This is a genomic window from Flavobacterium fryxellicola (genome assembly GCF_900143245.1).
In the GTDB taxonomy this organism is placed as follows: Bacteria; Bacteroidota; Bacteroidia; order Flavobacteriales; family Flavobacteriaceae; genus Flavobacterium; species Flavobacterium fryxellicola.
Genome location: NZ_FRDK01000003.1, coordinates 177,347 through 202,705, shown reverse-complemented (window position 1 = coordinate 202,705; position 25,359 = coordinate 177,347). Strand labels below are relative to the sequence as shown.

The 25,359-nt window shown below is 34.0% G+C and carries 19 protein-coding genes; 14 read left to right on the top strand and 5 right to left on the bottom strand.

The window, feature by feature from the left end; genetic code table 11:
• Positions 1-76 precede the first annotated feature (76 nt).
• From BUA03_RS07020 to BUA03_RS06960, 13 genes are all read left to right on the top strand, one after another.
• A complete protein-coding gene (locus BUA03_RS07020; protein WP_066080053.1) occupies positions 77-2,470 on the top strand; it encodes a DUF5916 domain-containing protein in 2,394 nt (797 codons plus the stop codon).
• A 138-nt stretch (positions 2,471-2,608) separates the two neighbouring features.
• Positions 2,609-5,026, top strand: a complete 2,418-nt coding sequence (locus tag BUA03_RS07015; protein ID WP_066080772.1) for a DUF5916 domain-containing protein — start codon at positions 2,609-2,611, stop codon at positions 5,024-5,026.
• A gap of 141 nt (positions 5,027-5,167) precedes the next feature.
• Positions 5,168-6,685: a 2,3-bisphosphoglycerate-independent phosphoglycerate mutase gene (gene gpmI, locus BUA03_RS07010; RefSeq protein WP_066080055.1), complete on the top strand. Its 1,518-nt coding sequence runs from the start codon at positions 5,168-5,170 to the stop codon at positions 6,683-6,685.
• A gap of 153 nt (positions 6,686-6,838) precedes the next feature.
• A complete protein-coding gene (locus BUA03_RS07005) occupies positions 6,839-7,603 on the top strand; it encodes a carbonic anhydrase (RefSeq protein WP_211266384.1) in 765 nt (254 codons plus the stop codon).
• Positions 7,604-7,664: 61 nt separating this feature from the next.
• Positions 7,665-8,447 (top strand): DUF2490 domain-containing protein, encoded by a 783-nt coding sequence (locus tag BUA03_RS07000; RefSeq protein ID WP_066080058.1) that lies wholly within the window; start codon positions 7,665-7,667, stop codon positions 8,445-8,447.
• A gap of 287 nt (positions 8,448-8,734) precedes the next feature.
• Positions 8,735-9,367: a leucine-rich repeat domain-containing protein gene (locus BUA03_RS06995; protein WP_066080063.1), complete on the top strand. Its 633-nt coding sequence runs from the start codon at positions 8,735-8,737 to the stop codon at positions 9,365-9,367.
• A gap of 111 nt (positions 9,368-9,478) precedes the next feature.
• Entirely contained in the window at positions 9,479-10,150 is a 672-nt protein-coding gene (locus BUA03_RS06990; RefSeq protein WP_066080066.1) for a TetR/AcrR family transcriptional regulator, read from the top strand.
• 6 nt (positions 10,151-10,156) lie between these two features.
• Entirely contained in the window at positions 10,157-11,824 is a 1,668-nt protein-coding gene (locus BUA03_RS06985) for a peptidase domain-containing ABC transporter (protein WP_066080069.1), read from the top strand.
• Between the two features lie 2 nt (positions 11,825-11,826).
• Complete coding sequence (locus tag BUA03_RS06980) at positions 11,827-13,173, top strand: HlyD family secretion protein (protein ID WP_066080072.1); 1,347 nt, start codon at positions 11,827-11,829, stop codon at positions 13,171-13,173.
• Positions 13,173-14,561, top strand: coding sequence for a TolC family protein (locus BUA03_RS06975; protein ID WP_066080075.1), 1,389 nt, complete (start codon positions 13,173-13,175; stop codon positions 14,559-14,561). Before BUA03_RS06980 ends, BUA03_RS06975 begins: the two co-directional genes overlap by 1 nt.
• 44 nt (positions 14,562-14,605) lie before the next feature.
• Complete coding sequence (gene map, locus BUA03_RS06970; RefSeq protein ID WP_066080077.1) at positions 14,606-15,424, top strand: type I methionyl aminopeptidase; 819 nt, start codon at positions 14,606-14,608, stop codon at positions 15,422-15,424.
• An 86-nt stretch (positions 15,425-15,510) separates the two neighbouring features.
• Positions 15,511-15,930: a GxxExxY protein gene (locus BUA03_RS06965; RefSeq protein ID WP_066080079.1), complete on the top strand. Its 420-nt coding sequence runs from the start codon at positions 15,511-15,513 to the stop codon at positions 15,928-15,930.
• A 47-nt stretch (positions 15,931-15,977) separates the two neighbouring features.
• The gene (locus BUA03_RS06960; RefSeq protein WP_066080081.1) at positions 15,978-16,742 is read left to right on the top strand and encodes a class I SAM-dependent methyltransferase; all 765 of its coding nucleotides are present in this window, start codon (positions 15,978-15,980) and stop codon (positions 16,740-16,742) included.
• Positions 16,743-16,796: 54 nt separating this feature from the next.
• On the opposite strand, the gene BUA03_RS06955 is transcribed toward BUA03_RS06960, so the two are convergent.
• The 5 genes from BUA03_RS06955 to BUA03_RS06935 form a co-directional block, all read right to left on the bottom strand.
• A complete protein-coding gene (locus tag BUA03_RS06955) occupies positions 16,797-17,519 on the bottom strand; it encodes a T9SS type A sorting domain-containing protein (RefSeq protein WP_066080084.1) in 723 nt (240 codons plus the stop codon).
• Positions 17,520-17,689: 170 nt separating this feature from the next.
• Positions 17,690-19,606 (bottom strand): esterase/lipase family protein, encoded by a 1,917-nt coding sequence (locus BUA03_RS06950; protein ID WP_139255623.1) that lies wholly within the window; start codon positions 19,604-19,606, stop codon positions 17,690-17,692.
• A 117-nt stretch (positions 19,607-19,723) separates the two neighbouring features.
• The gene (locus BUA03_RS06945; RefSeq protein ID WP_066080090.1) at positions 19,724-19,957 is read right to left on the bottom strand and encodes a hypothetical protein; all 234 of its coding nucleotides are present in this window, start codon (positions 19,955-19,957) and stop codon (positions 19,724-19,726) included.
• 106 nt (positions 19,958-20,063) lie between these two features.
• Complete coding sequence (locus BUA03_RS06940; protein ID WP_066080092.1) at positions 20,064-20,654, bottom strand: Riean_0653 family protein; 591 nt, start codon at positions 20,652-20,654, stop codon at positions 20,064-20,066.
• A gap of 400 nt (positions 20,655-21,054) precedes the next feature.
• Positions 21,055-23,868 (bottom strand): M16 family metallopeptidase, encoded by a 2,814-nt coding sequence (locus BUA03_RS06935; RefSeq protein ID WP_066080095.1) that lies wholly within the window; start codon positions 23,866-23,868, stop codon positions 21,055-21,057.
• Between the two features lie 166 nt (positions 23,869-24,034).
• Between BUA03_RS06935 and BUA03_RS06930 the strand changes: the two genes are divergently transcribed.
• Positions 24,035-25,300 (top strand): type IX secretion system plug protein, encoded by a 1,266-nt coding sequence (locus BUA03_RS06930; RefSeq protein WP_066080099.1) that lies wholly within the window; start codon positions 24,035-24,037, stop codon positions 25,298-25,300.
• Positions 25,301-25,359 lie beyond the last annotated feature (59 nt).

The window sequence follows — 25,359 nt, the reverse complement described above, 5'->3', positions numbered from 1 at the left end:
TTATTGAGTGAATAATCATAAAAAAGACAATTACTATGTTAATTTTATTATTTTTGTTTAGATTCAATCCCAATTTATGTCAAAATTACATTTTACTACTCTCTTTATTTTAATATTCTTCAGTTTTGAAATTTATAGCCAAAAAAAAACGTTGCAGGCAAAATCCACCTCAGAAAACATAACAATCGACGGAAAAGTGAATGAGAGAATTTGGGGATCAGCCGCTATCGCCGCGGATTTCATCATGTTTGAACCGGATAATGGAAAACCGATTAGTAGTGATAAAAAAACAGAAGTAAAAGTATTGTATGACAACGACGCCATTTACATATCGGCTTTACTGTACGATAATGAACCTGATAAAATTCAAAAAGAACTAACGAATAGAGATGTTTTTGGTGTTTCCGATCATTTTTCAGTTTACATCAATGGATTCAATGATGGCCAACAAGATTTTCGTTTTTTTGTCAGTGCTGCAGGCGTTCAAATGGATTGTTTAGCCACAGAAGATTATGAAGATTTCAGTTGGGATGCTATTTGGGACAGCGAAGTAACGATTACTGAATTTGGCTGGGCCGTTGAAATGAAGATTCCGTATGCCGCTTTACGATTTTCCAAAGCCAATAAACAAACTTGGGGATTGAACTTCATGCGCGAAATCAAGCGGGATGTGCAAAAATATACTTGGAATCGCATAGATACTAAAATTGGAGCCATAATACCACAAGCTGGAATCCTAGAAGGTATTGAAAACATAAAACCACCCACCCGACTTTTTCTTATTCCATATACATCAGCGTACTATCAAGAAAGCGATATTGGTTCTGACAGGACTTTCAAAGCGGGATTAGACCTAAAATACGGCATCAACGATTCCTTTACATTAGATGCTATTTTAGTTCCTGATTTTGGACAAACTAAATTTGATAATGCTATTTTAAACCTACTGCCTTTTGAACAAAGATTTGAGGAAAACAGACCTTTTTTTACCGAGGGAACAGATTTATTTAGCAAAGGTAGTTTGTTCTATTCCCGAAGAATTGGTGGCGCTCCCAGCACAGAGCCAACTATTACCGAGCAGGAAGAAATCACCAATTATCCCAGCACGGTTAATTTAATCAATGCCATAAAAATATCAGGACGAACTGAAAAAGGGTTAGGAATTGGATTTTTGAATGCCGTTACTGAAAAAACTAAGGCTACAATTTTGAATGCGGCTAATGGCGAAGTCCGAAAGGAAGTGATTGAACCATTAACGAATTATAATATGTTTGTTCTAGACCAACGATTCAATCAAAACTCCTCCATTACCTTAGTCAATGCAAACACTACTCGAAACGGCGAATTTAGAGATGCAAATGTTTCAGCATTATTATTTGATTTAAACACTAAAGCGAACACCTATAATCTATATGGCGACTTTAAATACAATACTATCAATACTATACAAGATTACGATGGTTTCAAAACAGAAATTGGATTTGAAAAAACAAGCGGGAAATATCGGTATGGATTTTCCGGAAAATATGTTTCTGAAAACTATGATGTGAATGATTTAGGAATCAATTTTTATTCCAATTATCATAATGCTTATGCACATGGAAGCTATAGAATAGTGAACCCAACTAAAGTTTTCAATACTTTCAGGATAAATGAATACATAAATTTTGAAGTGGACAACACGTCTAAAAAATTACAAACGGGGGCTTTTGGAACCGAAATAAAAGCGAGAACGTTAGACAATGACACTGTGGAATTATTACTCGAATTTTCACCTTTTGAAACATTCGATTTCTACGAACCACGTGAATATGGAAAATATGTTTTTGTTCCAGAAAAAATTATTACCATATTCAATTTTACCTCAAACGACAATAATCCTTTTACAATAATTGTACAACCTGCATTTACAAAATACAACGAGAAAGGCAGAAATACTTATGGTTTTTATCTCGGCCCAAAATACCGTTTCAACGATAAATTTTCGTTAGCGTACGCAGCTGAATACACAAAAATGAACAATGATCGCGGTTGGGTTGACTTTGACGATTCTGGAGTTGTGTTTGCAGAACGCAATCGTGAAATCCTTCAAAATGATCTTATTGGAAAATATTCGTTGAACAATAAAATGACTATTAATTTAACGGCCAGATACTATTGGTCGTATTCTAAAAATCACGACTTTTTCACGCTTCAAAACAGTGGTTATTTAACGCCAAACAACAGTTACACTCTAAACAAAGACCGTAATTTCAATTCTTGGAATTTTGATTTGTCCTACTCTTGGTGGTTTGCTCCGGGAAGCGAAATCTCCATTTTATATCGTAGTTATGGATTAGAAAGAACTCGTGTAGTAGAAAAAGATTTATCAAAAAACATCAAAAATATTTTCAATAGCGACCTTACCAATGTATTTTCTATTAGCATTCGCTATTTTATTGACTACAATTCCGTTAAGAACAAATTTTAAAATTTTTAAATTAAACTGTAACATTCCCTTAAAAAAGCAGTCTAGTAAGGCAACCTTTGGAGTGAAATGGCGTTTGCTGCCTTGAAGCTATTTTGGTTATTACAATATAGTATCAATCATCAATCAATCAATCGCTTCATGAAGAACCAATTTCTATTTTGTTTTCTCTTACTATCCTTTGTAGGCTTGAGCCAAAAAAAAGTACTCCAAACTAAATTTATTTCGGAAAAAATCGAAATTGACGGCAAGTTAGATGAAACCATCTGGCAGTCAGCTGCAGTTGCTAGTGATTTCATTACGTTTGAACCGGATAACGGCAAGCCAATTCCTGAAAATAGAAAAACCGAAGTCAAAGTGCTTTACGACAATGATGCGATTTACATCGGTGCTTTATTAAACGATGAAAATCCTGAAAAAATCCTAAAGGAAATTACACAACGTGATAATTTTGGAACATCGGATGTTTTTGGTGTATTTATAAATGGATTTAATGATGGCCAACAAGATTTTCAGTTTTTTGTAAACGCGGCTGATGGTCAGGCAGATTGCATCACCACAGACACCAATGGCGAGGATTATTCTTGGGATGCTGTCTGGAAAAGTAAAGCTGTAATTACTGATAAAGGTTGGGTGGTAGAAATGCGCATTCCTTATGCGGCATTACGTTTTTCAGCTGAAAATAAACAAACTTGGGGTCTTAATTTTTTTAGAGAAATAAGACGTGATCGTTTTAAATATACTTGGAATTTCATTGATTCAAAACTGGGGACTTTTACCCAACAAACAGGTATTTTAGAAGGCATTGAAAACATAAAACCACCTACTCGACTCTTCCTTTTGCCATATTCTTCCTTTTATGTAAATGGGAATGCAACACAAAAAACATACGGAACACTTAAAGGCGGATTGGATTTAAAATATGGAATAAACGACGCTTTTACCCTAGATATGATTCTTATTCCTGATTTTGGCCAAACAAAATTTGATGATCAAATCCTAAACTTAGGACCATTTGAACAACAATTTAATGAAAATCGACCTTTTTTTACAGAAGGAACTGATTTGTTTAGCAAAGGCAATCTGGTATACTCGAGACGAATTGGTGGAAACCCATCGAAGTATCCTACTGCGCAAACCAACGAGGAAATTATTGATAATCCTGCTAGTGTAAACTTAATCAATGCCTTTAAAATATCTGGAAGAACCAAAAACGGCTTGGGCGTGGGGATTTTAAATGCTGTTACCGAAAAAACAACCGCTATTATTCGAAATAACAAAACACTAGAAACCAGAACGGAAGTAGTAGAACCTTTAACAAATTACAGTGTTTTAGTTTTAGACCAGCGCTTTCGCAAAAATTCTTCCGTTTCATTTGTAAATACGAATGTGACTCGAAACGGCAATTTTAGAGACGGAAATGTAACTGCTTTAGTTTGGGATTTAAACACCAAGAAAAACACATACAATCTTGCGGGTGATTTTAAATACAGCTACATCAATAGTATTGAAGCTAAAAAAGGAATCAATTCCCAATTGAATTTCTCCGAAACCAGCGGGAAATTTCGGTATGGCATTGGTGCTGATATCATGACTCGGGATTTTGACAACAACGATTTAGGAATTAATTTCGAAACTAATTATTACAGTATTTATGGAAATTCGAGTTATAGAATCTTGAATCCCACTAAGTATTTCAACTCTTTCAGCGCTAGAATAAATGCTTTTTCGCAATTTCAAAAAGAAACGGGTAAAATACAGGCCAGCAGTATCAACTTTCAAATTAATTCAAATACTAAAAAAAATCATTATTTTGGAATCGGATTCAATGCCAATCCAGTAGAAACTTTCGACTATTATGAACCAAGAGCAACGAATCGATTTGTGATCAGACCTACAAGAATTGGCGGTTTTATCTACATTTCAACCAATTACAACAATCCTTTTGCGGTTGATTTTAACCCATCCTACAATGCTTTTGATGAGGCCGGTCGCAACACTTATGGTTTTTCAATAGGTCCTAGATACCGTTTTAGTGATAAATTATCGTTGAATTACAACTTTAGCTTCTCCAGACAAAATAACAATAAAGGGTATATTGACAGCATTAATGAGGATCTGAATGCAGCAACGCCAAACACTATCATCTTTGCAAATAGAAATGTAATTACGTATTCCAATACACTTTCTGGTAAGTACGCATTAAACAGCCAAATGACCTTTAACATTGCACTGCGTCATTACTGGTCGTACGCCGAAAACAAAAATGCTTTATCCTTAGAACAAAACGGAAGATTAGCTGATTATAGCGGATATACAACGAATAAAAACTCGAGTTTTTATTCTTGGAATGCGGACTTGTCCTACACATGGTGGTTTGCGCCCGGAAGTCAAGTATCTGTTTTATACCGAAATAATGCGGGTGCCTTTGAAAGGAATATCAATAAAGAATTCACGAGTAATGTTACGAGCCTTCTCACGAATGAAGCATTAAACCATATTTTCTCCATAAGCGTGCGGTATTTCATCGATTACAATGAGGTGAAAAATAAATTCTAAATGCATTAATTTTAAAAAACAGAACCATCCACAACCAAATATTCACTATTTGTTATTGTTCACCGCCAAATCTATAATAGTGATTTCCATTCCTTTGAACATTTTTAGAAATGCTTTATCTTTGCTTAAAATAAATTTGCAATGAATAAAAAAGTAATTCTTATGATTTTGGACGGTTGGGGTAAATCTCCGGACCCAAAAGTTTCTGCTATCGATAATGCTAATGTACCTTTTATTAACAGTTTATATAGAAATTATCCCAGCGCTCAACTTCGAACTGACGGCTTAAATGTTGGACTTCCTGAGGGACAAATGGGAAATAGTGAAGTGGGCCACATGAATCTTGGTGCGGGGCGAATCGTATACCAGGATTTAGCCAAAATTAATCTTGCTGTTGCGCACGATACTTTGTCTAAAGAGCAAGTTTTAGTAGATGCCTTTACGTATGCCAGAATAAACAACAAAAAGGTTCACTTTTTAGGTCTAGTATCCGATGGTGGCGTGCACTCTCATACGTCTCATTTAAGAGGTCTGATTGACGCTACACAACAGCACGGTTTACAAAAAGTGTTCATTCACGCCTTCACTGACGGTCGCGACGTAGATCCAAAATCTGGCAAACATTACATTCAAGATTTACAAGATTATATAGCTACTACGACCGTAAAACTGGCTTCTGTAATAGGACGCTATTATGCAATGGATCGAGACAGACGTTGGGAAAGGGTAAAACTTGCCTACGATTTATTAGTAAACGGAATTGGAACCCATTCAACCAATGCAGTTGTTACTATCGAAGAAAGTTATGAAGTCAATGTAACTGATGAATTTATACATCCAACGGTTATCGTGGATGAAAATGACAAACCAATAGCCACAATTGAAGAAGATGATGTGGTTATTTTCTTTAATTTTAGAACCGATAGAGGACGAGAGTTAACAGAAGTATTGACGCAAATCGATTGTCATGAGCAAAACATGCACAAACTCAATTTATATTTCGTCACGTTGACCAATTATGACGACACGTACCAAAACGTAAAAGTCGTCTACAATAAAGACAACCTAACGGAAACTCTTGGTGAAGTTTTAGAAAAAGCGTACAAAAAACAAATTCGCATTGCCGAAACGGAAAAATATCCACACGTGACTTTCTTCTTTTCTGGTGGAAGAGAGCAGCCCTTTATTGGCGAAAGCCGCATTCTAAAAAACTCTCCAAAGGTTGCCACTTATGATTTACAACCGGAAATGAGTGCCTTTGAATTGACTGATGCACTTATTCCCGAACTCTACAAAGGGGAAGCTGATTTTGTTTGTCTTAATTTTGCTAATGGAGACATGGTAGGACATACTGGAATCATGAGTGCTGCCATACAAGCCTGTGAAGCAGTTGATAAATGCGTCGAAAAAGTGATTACAGCTGCGCTAGAAAACAACTATACGATTATCGTAATTGCTGATCATGGAAATTGTGAAACAATGATTAATCCTGATGGAAGTCCAAATACGGCACATACGACAAATCCAGTTCCTATCATTTTGGTAGACAAAGAAATCAGAACCATTTACGATGGCGTTCTGGGTGATATTGCCCCAACCATCTTGGAGTTAATGGGAGTTGAAAAACCGGAAGTAATGACCTGTCATTCGCTACTTTAAACAAAATTTAAATATTGTTGAGATACAAAGCCATTCCAAATCGAGTGGCTTTTTTTATAAATAAAAGTTAAAATTTCATAATCGATAGTAATGCTATTATTTTTAATTATTTTTGTTTCAAATTCAAATGTTTAACTCTAATAATTAAAAATCATGAAAAAAGTAATTTTATTTTTAGTGTGCTTTTGTATAGGAACAATCTCCTATTCACAAGAAAAGAAAAGTGTAAAAAACAGAGGAAAAAAAGTTGCAGTCGATTCCATGCAATGGAGCAGAGCACATTACCTAGTGGATAGAGATTCTGCTTATGCTGATCCAAAAATAGCTTTAAAAAAATTAATTGGCGGCAATAAACGTTTTGTAGAAGGAAAAAGCTTAAAGCCTAGGCAGGATATGGTAACGATAAAAAAACTTGAAAGTGGACAAGCACCCTTTGCAACAATAGTTGGTTGTTCAGACTCAAGAGTTCCTAACGAAATGATTTTTGATCAAGGTTTAGGAGATTTATTTATCATTAGGACTGCAGGTCAAGTTTCGGCAGCTGCTTCCTACGGCAGTATGGAGTTTGCTACGCTCAAATTAAAAACCAAGTTAATTGTTGTTCTAGGACATACGGAATGCGGCGCAGTAGCAGCTGCAGTAGAGCGACCGGAAGATGTTCCTGGCCACATTGTAACATTGATTAATGAAATAAAACCAGCAGTAGCTAAATGTGCACATTTACCCGGTGATCCCGTAAATAATGCTGTAAGACAAAACGTTATTGATCAAGTTTATAACTTGCGAGACTTAGAACCTATTTTGCATAAAAAATACGTGAATGGTGAAATATTAATTGTTGGCGCAGTCTACGATATACAAACCGGAAAAGTAGAGTTTTTGCAAGAAACACTTCTTAATTTACCGCTAAAAAAGTAGCTATATAGTACTAAAACCATGCTGAATTTATATTTTAGCATGGTTGCAACTAATTTAAACCATGAGAAAACTACTGTCCCTCTTCATAATCATACTGTTTTTAAACAATGCTTATTCACAGAACACGAGATTACAAGACCACAATAAAATAGGTTGGTACAATTATTTTGGGACTTTTAAAATCGCTGAAAAATACAGCATACACTCCGAATATCAATGGCGCCGAGACCATTATATTACGGACAAACAACAAGGGCTCTTGCGAGTTGGATTAAACTATCAAGCTAATCCAAAGTTACAATTGCGGCTGGGTTACGCATGGATAGAAACATATCCTTATGGTGACTATGCCATTAATGGTCAAGGGAAGGATTTTACGGAACATAGAATTTTTCAAATGGCTACTTTAACTGATAAAATTTCAAAATTTGAAGTATCACATCGTTTTATGCTAGAACAACGATTTGTGGGAAGGTATACAAATCCAGCCCTAACTGTTGAGGATGACTACTTATTATTAAATCGTTTTAGGTATCTTTTTAGAGTACAAATGCCATTAAAAGGAACTGAAATTACAAATAAAACACCTTATTTGGCAGCTTATAACGAAATTCTAATTGGATTTGGCAAAAATGTAAACGAAAATATATTTGATCAAAATCGAATTGGACTGCTGCTCGGCTATAGGTTTAACAATACTTTCAGGATTGAAGGCGGCTATTTAAACCAAAGAGTACAACTTGGAAGAGAAATTGAACAAAAGAACGTTTTTCAAAATAACAATGGATTTATCGTAAACACGGTCGTAAATTTAGATTTTACTAAGAAGAAAAATACGAACTAATGGCACATAAACATGATTTTTCTAGTTGGCACCAAGATAGAATTCCTTAAAATACAAAAAAACAAAAGGGGGAACGAAGGGAAAGCACTCCGCTCATTATTGATGAATAATAGATCATTATAATAAGCGTAAACACTTAGATCTATTTTTAAAAGTAACGTTGGGATTGTAAACTCAATAGAAAAAAGAGCAGAAAATCAAAAGCAGAAACATATTATCTAAAATAAAACTTCATTGTTAATAGTAATACTATTATATTTGCGACTAATTTAAAAAAAATATAGAAAATGAAAAAGAACTTAATTTTGGCATTTTTACTTGTTGGTACAAATGCACTGTTTGGTCAAATTAAGTTTGATCGCAATAAAGAATACAATAATATTGAAGAAGCCTTAAAAAACCCTGAAATGATTTTTAAACTCAACTTGAGTAATCAAACCCTAAAACTAACGGATATTGATTGGTCAAAGTTTATTAACCTTGAATATCTTAATCTTAAAAACGATCATTTAAAAGAGATCCCAACAGGAATTACAAGACTAAAATCATTAAAAATAATCGATTTGAGCGGAAATGATTTTAGCAAATTACCAAGCGAGTTTTCAAATTTGACTAAATTAGAAGAGATCTTTTTAAATGATGAAAAAAACATGGACTTACCTAAGACGCTAAGTCTCTTAGCTAAATTACCCAATTTAAAATCGTTACACTTAGAAAACGACCACTTGAAATCACTTCCAAGTGAACTATTAGCTTTTAAAAATTTAGAATATTTATACTTGAACAATAATGACTTAAAAACGATACCCGTACTAAAACCATTAGACCATTTAAAGTATCTAGATTTAAAGGATAACAAAATAAAACCAGAACTTCAAGATATGAAAAATTTAAACTTTGGTTTGAAAATTAATTTTTAATAGAGAAATACAAATGAGTGATTTAATTTTTAAGTGCACTTGACTTTATCGTCAATAACAAAAAATTAAAGCGAATTTCCAACCTGCAGCATCTTATTAAAATTATTAAATATGAACTCTATTTTATCAAATATTACAATTACTGTCAACGACACCCTTTATGTGAAGAATCCTGAAACTTCTCCTTTAGGCAAGAAAATTATTGAACATAGTATCTTAATGATTGACCAAATTGGTTTTGAAAGCTTTACTTTTAAAAAATTAGGTGAAAGTATCGGTTCGAACGAAAGTTCGATTTATAGGTATTTTGAAAGTAAACATAAATTAATGTTATATTTATCTTCTTGGTATTGGGGTTGGATAGAATACCGATTAGTTTTCGCTACAAATAATCTACCCGTTCCGCTAGAAAAATTAAAAAAAGCAATTACCATCGTAACAGAGAAAATAGAGGATGATTCCTCTACAGCACACATAAACGAAGCTATTTTAAACAAAATCATAATTTCAGAATTTACCAAAACAATCTTAACTAAGGAGGTAGATGAAGAAAATAAAGAGGGTGTTTTCCTAGTTTACAAAAGAGTTATAAATAGAATTGTCGAAATGATAGTAGCAGTAAATCCTGACTATAAATTTGCTAAAAGTTTAGCTTCATCCATCGTGGAAGGTGCTTTGCATCAACATTTTTTAAAAAATCATTTAAAAACGATAACCAATTGTAATGAAACTATTTCTCCAACTGATTTCTACATTGATTTAGTTCAAAAAATTACAAAATAATATACAATGAAAAACACGCCATTACAGAGATTTTACAACTTACTCGCTTTAGACAGAAAAGATGTTTATCAAATATTTTTCTACGCCATTTTTGCAGGATTAGTCAGTTTATCGTTGCCATTAGGAATTCAAGCAATCACAAACTTGATTCAATCAGGAAGAGTCAGCGCTTCATGGATCGTTTTAATTGTATTAGTGGTTTTTGGCGTAGCATTAGTTGGAGTCTTATCACTGATGCAATTGCGAATCACAGAAAACTTGCAACAAAAAATATTTGTTCGCTCTTCATTTGAATTCGCTGCTCGTTTGCCAAAAATAAAAATGGAGGAGTTGTACAATAGCTATCCTCCAGAATTAGCCAATCGTTTTTTTGATACGATGACCATTCAAAAAGGAACTTCAAAATTATTAATCGATTTTTCGGCAGCATTATTGCAAATAGTCTTCGGTTTGCTCTTATTGTCGTTGTACCATCCTTACTTTATAGTATTTGGAATTTTATTGTTTTTTCTTTTGTATTTTATTTTTAAATTCTCTTTTAAATCTGGACTAGAAACGAGCTTGAAAGAATCTAAATTTAAATACAAAGTCGCTGGATGGTTGCAAGAAATGGCGCGAAACAATTTTAGTTTCAAAAATGACTTCCACTATAATTATGGCTTGCAAAAAAACAACAATCTAGTTGCAGATTATTTAACTAATAGAGAAAAACATTTTAATGTAATCAAAAGACAATTCACGCAATTGATTATTTTTAAAATGGTTATAACTGCGAGTTTACTGGCGATGGGTGGTTTTTTAGTTTTGTCACAACAAATGAATATTGGACAATTTGTAGCTGCGGAAATCATTATTTTAATGGTTATCAATTCGGTCGAAAAAATAATAGTTGGACTAGAAACATTCTACGATGTACTCACCTCCATTGAAAAAATAGGCCAAGTAACGGATCTAGAATTAGAAGAGGAAGCCTCTTTTAAAAGTGATACGTGTTATGCTAATATTTCATTAGAAATAGAAAACCTTAGCTTTAAATTCCCTGATTCCCCTGGACAAATATTAAATGCGCTAACCTTAAAAATCCAGCAAGGAGAAAGAATTACAATCGAAGGAGAAAATGGCTCTGGAAAAACAACACTCATTCGAATATTATCCGGTTTGTTACAACCCACATCTGGTTCTTTTTTTATTAATGATGATACCTTTAAAAAAATAAACTTGAAGCAATACCGTTCCCAAATTGGAAGTATTATCTATGGCGAAACGCCATTTGAAGGAACGCTATTAGACAACATAACTTTTAATGACACTGCTTTAAACACTGAAGATTTAAAAACAGTTCTTGACGGAGTCCAACTTTCGTCCTTTGTTAAATCATTGCCAAAAGGTCTCGAGACCCATATTTTTCCCGAAGGAAAACAATTGTCCTCTTCTAATGCTCAAAAAGTATTGTTAGCACGCAGTATTCTTCACAATCCGAAAGTACTCTTCTACGAAGATCCAACAGATAAAATGGATGATAAAGTGGCGAATCAAGTTATTGATTTCATCACTTCGGAAAAACACAAATGGACAATCATCGTTTCTTCAAAGAATCCATATTGGAAAACCAAATGTACTCGAAGCATCACCATGCAAAATGGGGCAATTCAACTTGATTTAAAAAATAATTAGCCATGCTAAACATATCCTATAACAAAACTAAACTACAGGCTCTTGACCGCTTCGACACTGTTAAAAACCTTACGAATAGACCTCATTATAAAATTTTAAATAAAATAATAGCAGGTGTATCTATTGTGGCTGTAGTGGGACTATTTCTACCTTGGACACAAAATATTTCCGGAACTGGAAGCGTCACTACACTGAAACCAAATCAAAGACCACAATCGATTCAAAGTGTAATCTCTGGTAGACTTGAAAAATGGTATGTACAAGAAGGTGATTTTGTCAAAAAAGGGGACACCATTGTCTTTATCTCGGAAATAAAAGAAGATTATATGGATCCAAACTTAGTACAAAACACCAAGAGACAAATAGATGCCAAGAAACAATCGTTGCAATCTTATGGGTCTAAAGTAAGTACTTTAACGGGGCAAATTCAAGCCATCGAACAGGAAAAAGTCTTAAAACTGGAACAAGGACGAAACAAAATCAAACAATCATTTTTAAAAATAAAGAGTGATAGTATGGATTTAGTTGCTGTAAAAACACAGCTAAAAATAGCGAACACGCAATACAATCGTTCCGTTGAGCTGAATAAAGAAGGGTTAAAACCACTGACAGACATTGAAGAAAAAAGACTGAAATTACAGGAAGTAGAAGCTAAAATTATTACTCAGGAAAATAAATTTTTAACCAGCAAAAACGAATTAATCAATGCTAAAGTTGAAATAAATAGGATAAGCGCAGAGTATGCAGAGAAAGTTTCAAAAGCCAATAGTGATAAATTTACCGCTTTAAGCAGTCAATTCGATACGGATGCTCAAGTGAATAAACTCGAAAATCAGTATGCTAATTATAGCATTAGAAATGGAATGTATTACATTAAAGCATCACAAAACGGGTATGTCAATAGAGCGCTACAATCCGGTATTGGAGAAACCATTAAGGAAGGAACACCTATAGCAACCATCATGCCGTCCGATTATGATATTGCCGTAGAAACTTTTGTAAATCCAATTGATTTGCCTTTGTTAATTAAAGGAGAAAAAGTCAGAGTTTGGTTTGATGGTTGGCCTACAATCGTATTTTCAGGCTGGCCAAATATGTCTTATGGAACTTTTGGTGGTGAAATAGTTGCCATTGAAAATTTCATCAGTGAAAACGGTAAATACCGCGTATTAATAGCACCAGACAAAAGCGAAGATCAGTGGCCAAAACAACTAAGCATAGGGGCCGGTGCACAAACTATAGCTTTATTAAACAACGTTCCTGTGTGGTTTGAATTATGGAGAGTCTTAAACGGCTTTCCGCCAAATTATTACAAACCCATTAGTAAAACTACAAAAGAAAAGAAGTAATGAAACAAGTATTTATAGCGTTTTTATTCTTTGGGTTTGCTGCCACAGCGCAAAATAGTCCCTCAAAAGAATTCACCTACACTGAGTTTCTAGGTTATGTCAAGAAATACCATCCACTGGTTAAAAGCGCCAATTTAGAAATCAATAAGGCACAAGCTAACTTGATGATGGCCCGAGGTGGATTTGATCCAAAAATTGAGGTCGACTTTAGCCAAAAACAATTCAAAGACAAAGAATATTATTCAATCTTAAACAGCAGTTTCAAAATTCCAACTTGGTATGGAATCGAAATAAAAGCAGGCTTTGACAACAACGAGGGTATTTATTTAAATCCTGAAAACACAGTTCCTAATCAAGGATTGACATCGCTTGGCATAACAGTCCCGCTAGGTCAAGGACTGTTTATCAATCAAAGAATGGCCGATGTTCGAAAAGCAAAAATGCAAATACAACTGAGTCAGGCAGAACGAAAATTGCAAGCTATTGCTGTTTTGTATGATGCCTCTTTGGCATATTTCAATTGGAAGAAAAATTTCAATGAAGTGCAATTGTATCAAGAGTACAATAGTAATGCGCAAATAAGATTCAAAGGAATACAGACGCTAATCCAGCAAGGAGACAAACCATCAATTGACAGTGTTGAAGCTGGGATTATTGTCAAGAACAGAATATTGAACTTAGAAGATTCGGAGCTCAAATTGGCTAAAGCCAAATTGGAACTGTCTAATTTCCTTTGGTTAGAAAACAATATTCCACTTGAATTATCTGACGAACTGATTCCAGAAATACAACTAGAATTCACGATACAAGAAAGTTTAAAAACGAATGATTTGCTAAATGCTGATTTCTCTATTACCAACCATCCCAAAATCAATGCGTTGCAAAGTAAAATTGATATGCTAAACGTGGAAAAAAAGTTAAAAGCCAACATGCTTTTACCAAAAATTGACGTTGGATATTCTTACATATCAGAACCTAGCTATATTGACAATTACCAATTTCAAGATTATAAAATTGGATTGGATTTTTACTTTCCGTTATTTCTACGAAAAGAACGCGGAAGTTTGAAATTAGCAAAGTTTAAGGTGCAGGAAACTGAATTTGCATTGGATCTAGAAAGAGTGCAGTTGACCAATAAAATCAATGCCCAGAAAATGGAAATTGAATCGCTTTTGAGGCAAAAAGAATTAATCAAAGCTTTAGTCCAAGACAATCTCACGATGTTAAATTCAGAGGAACGCTTATTTTCTTTTGGCGAAAGCTCCTTATTTTTAATCAACACCCGAGAGAATAATTTAGTGATTGCGCGTCTTTCAAAAATAGCTTTGGAGAACCGATTTTACATTTCCAATTCCGAACTTTTTAAAATAATGGCTAATCCGGATTAACTAATTTATAAAATTGTATTTTTGCACCCTGAAAATTCGAAATTATGATTATTGTAAAATCCCGTGAAGAAATAGAATTGATGCGTGAAAGTGCATTAATCGTATCAAAAACATTAGGAATGATTGCTTCTGAAATAAAAGAAGGAGTTACCACTTTATATCTGGACAAATTAGCGGAGGAATTCATTCGTGACCATGGCGCAGAGCCTAGTTTTCTTGGTTTATATGGATTCCCAAACTCCCTTTGTATGAGTCCAAACGCACAAGTGGTGCATGGAATTCCAAATAATAAACCATTAGAAAGTGGCGATGTGATCTCTGTCGATTGTGGCGCTTACAAAAACGGATACCATGGTGACCATGCGTATTCTTTTGAAATAGGTGAAGTGGCTCCAGAAACTAAAAAATTATTGCAGATCACAAAGGAATCACTATATATAGGAATCCGTGAACTGCGATTAGGAAATCGTGTTGAGGACGTAGGAAATGCAATTCAAAAATATACTGAAGCTCATGGTTACGGCGTGGTACGGGAACTTGTAGGTCACGGCGTGGGTCAAAAAATGCACGAAGACCCTGAAATGCCTAATTATGGTAAAAAAGGAAGAGGAAAACTTTTTGTAGAAGGCATGGTGGTCGCTATTGAACCAATGATCAACCAAGGAACTAGAAATATCAAACAACACAAAGACGGCTGGACTATTACCACCGCTGATGGAAAACCATCTGCTCATTTTGAGCATGATGTTGCTATTATTGATGGAAAACCAGAGATCTTATCGACTTTTGCGTATGTGTATAAAGCATTAGGAATTGTGAGTACTGAAGAGGATGAGTTTAGAAGAGTACCGCTGGTAATCTAAGTTATTACACAAAGATTCGCAAAGGATACCCAGAGATTCGCAAAGGTTTTAAGTAAAGTTTTTTAGTATTTTTAGCATCGAAGAAAATGGAAAATAAAGATAATGACTTAAGCGATGATTTAAATGCACTTTCTTATCAAGTAATTGGATTAGCCATTGAAGTACATCGACAATTGGGTCCGGGTCTTTTAGAATCTGCTTACCAAACATGTCTTTTTTATGAACTTCAAAATGCAGGCTTTAAAGTTGAAAAAGAAATAACACTTCCAATAAAATATAAAGAAATCAGACTTGACCAAGGATATAGAATAGACTTACTTGTTGAGGACAAATTAGTAATCGAATTAAAAACAGTAGAAAATTATACTGCCGTACATTTCGCTCAAATACTAACGTATTTAAAACTTGGCAATTATCCTCTAGGATTATTAATAAATTACAATAGTACAATTTTAAAAAACAACATAAAAAGATTTATAAATACGCCTTCAGATTCCAAAAGATAAACTTAGCGAATCTTTGAGCCTTCTTTGTGAATCTCTGTGAAACAAATATGAAAAAACTTTTTAAATTAATACTCAATACTATTCCTCGTCCTTTATTAATCAGGTTGAGTTATGTAGCCCGTCCTATCATTGCATTTACTTTAAAAGGAACTAAATTTACTGATCCTATTGACGGAAAAAGTTTCAAATCGATGTTGCCGTACGGCTATGAAACACAACGCAACAATGTGCTTTCGCCGAGTACACTTTCATTAGAGCGACACCGCTTACTGTGGTTGTACCTCAACGAACAAACTGATTTTTTTACCGCGCCTAAAAAAGTACTGCATTTTGCACCTGAACAAGCTTTTTATAAACTTTTTCGGAATCAGAAAAATCTAGATTACACCACAACCGATTTGTTTTCGCCCTTAGCGGATGTAAAAGCTGATATTTGCAATTTGCCTTTTGATGACAATCAATACGATGTGATTCTGTGCAACCATGTTTTAGAACACATACCAGATGATACTAAAGCCATGCAGGAATTGTATCGCGTCTTGAAACCGGGGGGAATGGCTATCTTGCAAATTCCTCAGGATTTAAAAAGAGCGACTACCTTCGCCGATGATTCTATTACCGACCAAAAGGAACGCGCTAAAATCTTTGGACAATACGATCATGTGCGTATTTATGGTCGCGATTATTTTGATAAATTACGAAGTATCGGTTTTATAGTGATTGAAGAAGATTATACGAATAAAATCGCTCCTGCATTAGTAGAAAAATATTGCTTGGCAAAAGGAGAAATTATTCCGGTTTGTTTTAAATAAAAAACCTGCTATTTCAAAGAATTAGCAGGTTTTAGGAACAGTTATCTATTCTTTTTATTTTACTCCAATTTGATGGCTTTCTGTTTTACCATCAATATAAATTTGTAAAACATAAATTCCTTTATTCAAAGTGCTTACATTAAAAGAAGCTTTATTGTTTTTAATATTAATTTTAGCTTTCGAATTTCCCATAATATCAAATAATTCAGCTGAAACTTTAGAATGAACTGTTAGCATAGTTTTGCCCCCTTTTACATCAATATTTACGATGTCGTTTGAAGGATTAGGGTAAACGATAAACACTTTTTCTTGTTCTGACAATCGCGATAAACCCACACCACAATCAACAACTTCAAAATACAACTCGCTCCATTCGCTCCAACCACAATTATTTTTAGCGCGTACCCTAACTCCTGTTTGACCAACGAAATTAGGAGCTATATAAGTTTGATCTCCCCTTATATCTCCAGCAATAACGATATTAATATTAACCCTTTCCCATTCCCAATTTGTTTTATCGAATATTTGAGCAGTTGTTAAACCATTACTATTTGCCACAACACTATCTGTTAGATTAAAAGACGGTAAGCCTAATCCTTGCTGGCAAAAAGTACCACTGCATATTGTAGAATCATCGGGACAAAAGAGTCCTGTAATTTGCGGAACGCCTACCCAAATATTTTTAGTAACAGTTTGCCCATTTTGAAAAGTGGCCGTCAAAACTCCTTGCCCATCATAAAGGGAATTAACAATAACACTTGTATTTGTAAAACTCATAATTTGTAGATTAGAAGACACACTCCAAATTACGCCACTTGGTATTTTGCATATATCGGTAAAACTATAAGTGCTAGTTTCACCAATACACATTTTATCTATACCAGAAAGTTCTGTATTACCCAATGGAAATGATGGTGCTTGCGGAATTGGAGGATTTGTGCTATCGCCTAGTTCATTAAGGAGCCAATTACCATATCAAGTGTAAAACTTACATGATTCATATTGGTACATTCACCATAATAAGAATCAAAAGGAGTCTGTCCTGTACATATTAAATTTTTATTGATAGGTTGATACCAATCTGAAAATCCTGAAGTATCCAAAGCAGAGTGAGTAGGTATAAAAGATTGGGGTGTAATTGCTATATCTATATTGTTTGGAATTCTTTGTTCGACTATTAATTTTTCTCCCGACCACAGAATTGGAACAAATATTGGAAAAGTTAGAGCGTTATAACTTTTCAGTGAATTGTAAACCTCATTTTTCAAATCATTTGCAGCATTGAAACTTCCTCCAGGAACAGCGTCTAAACTTCCTTGCCATAAAGTATTAGTGTGGTTCAAATTATAATCAATATTACCTGTTCTAGTATAATTTTGTAATAAAGTAGAGGTTGACCCAGTGTTGTCCATAAACCAATTATTAATCCGGAACGCTGGTATTTTAGCAATACGTATTCCTAATGTTAGAACTGTACGTAATTTTGCTAACGCGACTACTTCATAAAACTTAGTAGATGGATTTACATTTTGAAAACCACTCATAGAGCCATTTGCAATCGCAAGTTTTCTTATGCCATTCAAAACAGGGTATCCACCACTGCCTATTATCCCATTGCTAAGTAATTCCTGCTTGTACGTGCTGTGTTCTGTATTAATCAAACCTGGACTAAAGCTTCCAACATTTGTAAGAAGCATTTGTCTCGCTGCTTTAGAATTTATTACGTTTCTATATTTATCTTTAGCTTCATTCTGTCCCATTAATTCTCCTAAAAAGTACAAATCGCCTTGAGTAGCTAGAGGGATAGTGGCTCCTTGATGCGGACTGTCCATACTCAAATAAATTCGGGTATTATGATTCCATTTTTCAAGACCAGTTTCTTGTTGTTTTTTCTCCATATTAGCCAGTGCATATCGTGTTATTTGCCCGCCCATACTTGGACCTACAAGCACTAGCTTTTCCGTACTACCATTAGCTTTAATATCTAAATTTATTTTTTGCAAAAACGAAGCTACGGTTCTGCCATTTCTAAAAATATCATCTGCGCCACCATCAATAGTTTGTCCTAAATTGTTAACATACGTAGGGAAATTAACAATAATCACATCATAGTTTAAGGCTGTGAGTTGTGCTTTTAAGTCTTTACTTTGATTGTTATACTTCATTAAAACTTCAATCGACACATATTCTGCAGGATTAAAAGGTTTAAATAATTTTTGGCAATTTGCACCACAATCATCCACCACAATTTTTCTTTTATCCCCTGGATCGAAACCATCTACAATAATAAAAGGTTTTTTGAGAATATTGCTAGTATTTTGGTCACCATAAAATATACGATATTCCAATTTTCCTACTGCTCCATTAGAGTCCGATATTGTGGAGGGATAATGTATTAATCCTGATGCACTTGCAATACGACCATTACTGTTATTTACAGTTGTGTCGTTACCAATACTAATTCCAGCGTAAGTAGTCAATGTAGTGCCGTCTGTATAAATTATATTAAATATCAATTTTTTGTTTTCGTTAATCGTGCTATAATTTATAACGATCGAGTTTTGAATCCATAATTGATTTTGCATTAAATTAAAAATCATTCCGTTACCAAAATCAGCAGTCATTGAAGCTATTTTTTTATTTCCCCATTGATAAACTTCGGATGTGTTGAATTGATAAGTTATTGTATTATTATTTGTAAATACTAATTCCGCCATCGGCGATATCATCGTTACCTGCTTTTGAAGAAAAGGTGGTAAATTATTAGCACGGACATATACTCCATTAATGAGTTTTACTCCACCATTATTAGGAAACTCAGGATTATAATTTAGGTAACTTATAGGTGTGTTAATTACTCCCATTTTTACATTAGTAGTATTGTTTTGTTGAGCATTAAGCCTGTTTTCTAAACTCTCTGACGATTCAAACTTCAATTGACCAGAAGTGCGATACAGTTCAGATAAAGCTTGTTTGAAAAGTTACGCTTTAGAAATATTGTTGTCCGTATTATTATAAGTGTACAAACCCGCAAAAGGAGTTACTTTATCGTAGAGCATTTCTAAATCTGTAGCATAGCTGCCATTAGCAGTAAGAGAAGAAAGTGATGTTTGCCAAGCATTAGATTGTTGCGTTTGATACTGCTGTACAGTAGGCAATTGTGCGTGGAGATTTGCAAAGTAAAAACCCAAGATTAATAAGGTAAATTTTTTCATTTTGTTGTTAAATTTTGTTATTAAAAAGGTTAAATTTTAGGCATAAGTAGAGTTGTCATTGTTGCCTATTGAACAATGATTTATTGTTTAATAATTTGCGGAATCTTTATTTGAAGTCTGTAGAGTTTATAGTGTTTTTATTAAAATCAAACCGACCTTCTTTAATTTCAATAATATCATTAGAGTTATCCTTACACTTTAGTTTACAAGAAAAAGTGCCCGAAATTATATCATTATCGCTTCTTGTAATATTTACGGTTCCAGTACCTGAAATAGATAAATAGGTCTTTCCTTTTCCGGTGTTATCGAACACATAAGCGGTAACCAAGGTGTTTTCAGCATAGCTATTGCTAAAAGCACCATTACTATTACCAACAGAATAATTGTTAACTTTTATTGGGGATTTTTTATCTATATTGTCAATATATATATAGATACCACCCATATTTGTTCTGCCATCACTAGCTGAAATTTCTTCCCAATTTTCAAAATATGAATATCTCACCGCATTATGCGTATTTCCCGGAGGTATATATCCTATGCTGTTTCTAGGTACCATAACTTGTCCGTTAATAATAGCCCCAAAAGTATTTGCGCCTGTTTGAGTAATAGCAGGGAGTTGATTGGATGATTTATCGTCATTGTCGCAACAGCTTAATAAGAAAGTTGTAACTAAGAGTAGAAGTAGTTTTTTCATAATATGTTATTTTAAGATTGTGGTAACTTTTTTTGTAAATCCACAAAAAAAAACAATTTTGCAAGTTTTTTAACAATTAATTGTTAAGTTTTTTGTAGTAATTTTTTGTAATACTTGATTAGTATTTAGTATTATAAAGTTTGGCACTCGGTTTTTCTATAGATTTCTAAAAGTGATATTCATTTGGGTTCGTGAAACCAGTGTTTTATTTTTTTGGTACTGCGTTCTAGGAAAAAAAAGCAATGAATTTTTTTTCATATTTTATCAGTTAAAGTTAACACATCGTGAGATGTTTTTTTGCTTCAAGAAATTATCCCGGTTTGTTTTAAATAATTTATGCTATAAAAAAACCTGCTAAAGTTAATTTTAGCAGGTTTTACTTTTAATAGAATAAGATGTGTTATGACTTGATCTCTGGCATCAACATTCCAATAACTTTATCTTTAGTAAGATATTGTTTTGCAATATTCTGAATATCCTTAGCCGTTACTGCGTTCACCATTTCTTCAAATTTCAATACATCCTCAGGACTATTTCCATTGGTAAATGATCGTGTGAGATTAGACAACCAATACCTATTTTCTTTACTGTCTTTTCTGAAATCAGCCAATTCCCCTTCTTTGAATTTAGCCACATCTTTTTCATCTGGGCCATTATCAATAATATTTTGTAGTTCTTTTAAAGCAGAAGCAGTCAATTTTTCTGCATTGTCTGGTCCGCAAGGAAAACCAATCGTAAAATTATAGGATCCATTTGGAATTTTATTCATACTTCCTCTTGCAGATACCCCATAAACACCACTTTCATTTTCACGCAACTGCTCGATTAGTTTAATGGTCAAAACCTCGCCTAACGCTTGCATACTCATAGCATCTTTAGCGGAATATTTAGCATCTCCATAGTACATAATGGTCACATTACTTTTAGGATCCGTTCCTTTATTTACCACTTTTTTCAAGTCTCCTTTTAGCATGCGGTATCCTAAATCTACGGCTTTCTCTTTTTTATCACTAGTTGGCAACGACGCTAAATATTTAGCAGCATAGGCCTCAATAGTAGCATCATCTACATTTCCTACGAAGAAAAACTCAAAATCCGCCGCATTAGCAAAACGCTCTTTGTATTTGTTGTAGGCTAACTTGTAATCCGTGTCATCCCAAGATTTATCAGTAGGCATAACTCCGTTGAATCTTGGATTCTCCTTGTTCAAATACGTGTAAAACTCTTGCTGAAAAAAGTTTTGTGGTTGTGAAGCCATATTCTTAAAGAAACTGGATTGCTTTTGTTTAAAAGCTTCAAAAGCTTCGGGATCCAAGTTCAAATCCGTGAAATAGGCATACGTCATTTGGAATAAATATTCTAAATCCTTTGGTGTCGCATTTCCTCTTAAACCTTCGGTGCTGCTACCAATATACGGATTTACGCGCGCTATTTTGCCCGTCATGAATTTATTGATGTCATTCAATTTTAATCCTGAGAATCCGGCTTCTGCCAAAGCTCCGTTTGCAAATTGAACTTTTTTCATATCGGCATTTGAGTATAAATTAGATCCTCCAAGACTCACAGCTTCAAAAAGAACTTCATCATTTTTGAAATCAGTATTCTTATAAGTCACTTTCACACCATTCGACAATACTAGTGTTTTTGTACCAATTTTTGGATTACTTTCACGGCTCACAATGGTGCCTGGCTTTACTTCATTTCGAAGTAAACTGGATGCAACAGCAACATCTTCATACGGCTTTAGCTCATCTGCATTTACTTTCATCGCAGCTAGAACCTCTTGTTCTGTCACTTTTTTCAAACCTGCTTTTTCAGGGCCAGTCAAAATTATAACTCGGTTATCTTCTTTTACATAATCCTTAATCAAACCATTCACATCTTGTACCGTAATCAAAGGCATAATTTGTTTCAACGTTTGATACGTCCACTCGATTCCGGGCACCGGTTCTTTTTCTAAGAAATTAGCTTGGTATTCTCCAACAAAATTGACGGAATTCGTTTTGTCTCTATCATTATATGCTTTTTCAATGGAAGCTACAAATTCTGACTTTGCACGATCTAATTCCCCTTGTGTAAATCCAAATTTCTTTGCTCTTTCATTCTCCGTTACCAAAACTCTCAGCGCGCTAAGTTGCTTGTCTTCTTGTGACATAGCCACAGATTGATACCCTTTTTTATTTCTGGCAAAAGTACCACCGTAATACGAATATCCGTAGGTAAACGGCGGAGTAGCTGAATTGGTGAGCTCGTCTAAACGCGTATTTAAAAGCGTAGAAAACAATCCCTCAACAATATAATTTTTAAAATCTCCAATATTTACAACTGGTTTTGGAGCCCCGTAATCCTTATAAAGAAGTTGTACTTGCGCACTAGAAGCTTCCTTATCACTCTCGACAGCTACAAAAGTTTCCTTATGATTGGGCACAGCGTAAATCTTTCTTGGCTTTTCCTTAGCTGGATTTTTATAACTTGAAAAGTGCGAAATAATTTTTTGCTCCATTTCGGCAACGTCAATATCACCCACAACTATTACGCTCATCAAATTAGGTCGGTACCAATCTTTGTAAAAATTAATTAACGATTGGTGCTTGAACTTTTCTAGCACTTCTTTCTGACCAATTGGCAAACGCTCCGCATAATGAGAATCATGCATCATTTTAGAAATGTAACGTCCTTGCATTCTTTTTCCTGCTCCTAAACCCAATCTATATTCTTCTAGGACTACGCCTCTTTCTTTGTCAATTTCTTCTGGGGTCAAAACAGTATTGAAAGCCCAATCCTCAATGATTTGAAATCCTTTTTCTAATTTTTCAGGACTGTCTGATGGAATTGGTAAAAAATAAACCGTTTCATCAAAACTGGTGTAGGCATTTAAATGCTGTCCAAACTTGACACCAATACTTTGCAAATAATCTACCAATTGGTTTTTTGGAAAACGCTTGGTTCCATTAAAACACATGTGTTCCATAAAGTGCGCTAATCCTTGTTGGTCATCGGCTTCAAGAATTGAACCAGCATTCACCACTAAACGAAGATCTACTTTGTTTTCTGGTTTGGCATTTTTCTTGATGTAATACGTTAAGCCATTTTCAAGCTTGCCTGTTTTGACACTAGGGTCAAAAGGAATTGCCTTCGAATAATCCATTTGCTGTGCGAAAACAGCCAAAGGAAACAGCATTATTCCAAATACTAAATTGTTAATTTTTTTCATAAGGTTTGTTTGTTTGAAGTAAAAATAATAAGATTACTCTTAATACCTAATCATATTGTATTTTATTTAACAGAAATTACACACGAAAAATAACTTTTTTGAAAATAAATAAATAAATTAAAAAGAGGAGTATTCCTTATATTTACAGAATCTTAAGCACTGCAAAATGACAAAATTCTTTCTTAAAAAAGTTCTACTTTTTTCTGTTTTATTTCTGACCCGTACCGCGTTTGCGCAAGCAGAGAAAGAAGTGGCTCCTCCCTTTAATATTAAAACCATTTCATTTGTACAAAATGATAAAAATATTATTCCAATTTTAAAATTAGGAGAAGGATTTCAATTGCAGTTTGATGATCTTTTTGGTAATGAAGCCAATTATTATTACGAAATTATTCATTGCAACTACAACTGGAACCCTACCGAAATACCTAAAAACGAATACTTAGAAGGATTTGACAACCAAAGAATTCAAGATTACAGCAATTCATTTAATACCTTACAAATCTATTCTCATTACAAATTAGCAATTCCCAATCAGTTTACCCAACAGCTAAAGATCAGCGGAAATTACATGCTTAAAATTTTAGATGAAAATAGAGAAGTTTTGTTTTCTAGAAAATTCATTCTATATGAAGATCTTGTTACCGTTCCCATCCAAGTAAAACGAGCACGAACAGTAAGCAACATTGAATCAAAACAAAATTTAGATTTTACCATTAGATCCAACACCATTACTTTTCAAAATCCGTTACGAAATGTAAAAGTCCTTTTACTTCAAAACGGCCAACTGAATAGCCCTATAAAAAATATAATTCCACAATATACAATTGGAAATGATTTGATTTACAAATACGATTCTCAAACTCAATTTTGGGCTGGAAACGAATTTTTATTTTTCGAAAATAAGGAAATCAGAGCTGCAAGTAATAATGTAGCTCGTATCGATTCTAATACTCCGATTTATGGATCTCATTTATACACTAGTGCTGCAAGAACTAATTTCCCGTATGTATTTACCCAAGATGTCAATGGCGACTTTGTTGTCAAAAATATAAACGGGGCTAACAGTGAAATAGAAGCGGATTATGCCTGGGTTTATTTTAGTCTTTCGGCTCCTACTTTCAGACTAAATAAAAACATTTATGTCACCGGAATGTTCAATAATTACAATAATACTCCGGCCTACAAAATGGACTATAATCCGCAAAAAGGAATTTATGAAAAGGCGATTTTAATCAAGCAAGGGTTTACAAACTTCCAATATGTCGTTGCTGATGACAAAGGAGGTATCGATTCTGAAAATGCAATTGACGGCAATTTCTATCAGACTGAAAACGAGTATACTATTTTAGTTTATTACAGAGAAAGCATCGATCGATACGATCGAATCGTTGGTAGAGGAATGGCGAATTCCTTACATATAATTAACTAATAAAAACTTTTTTAATTATTGTAAAACGAAATCAATTTTTTGTAAATTTGACCGTAATA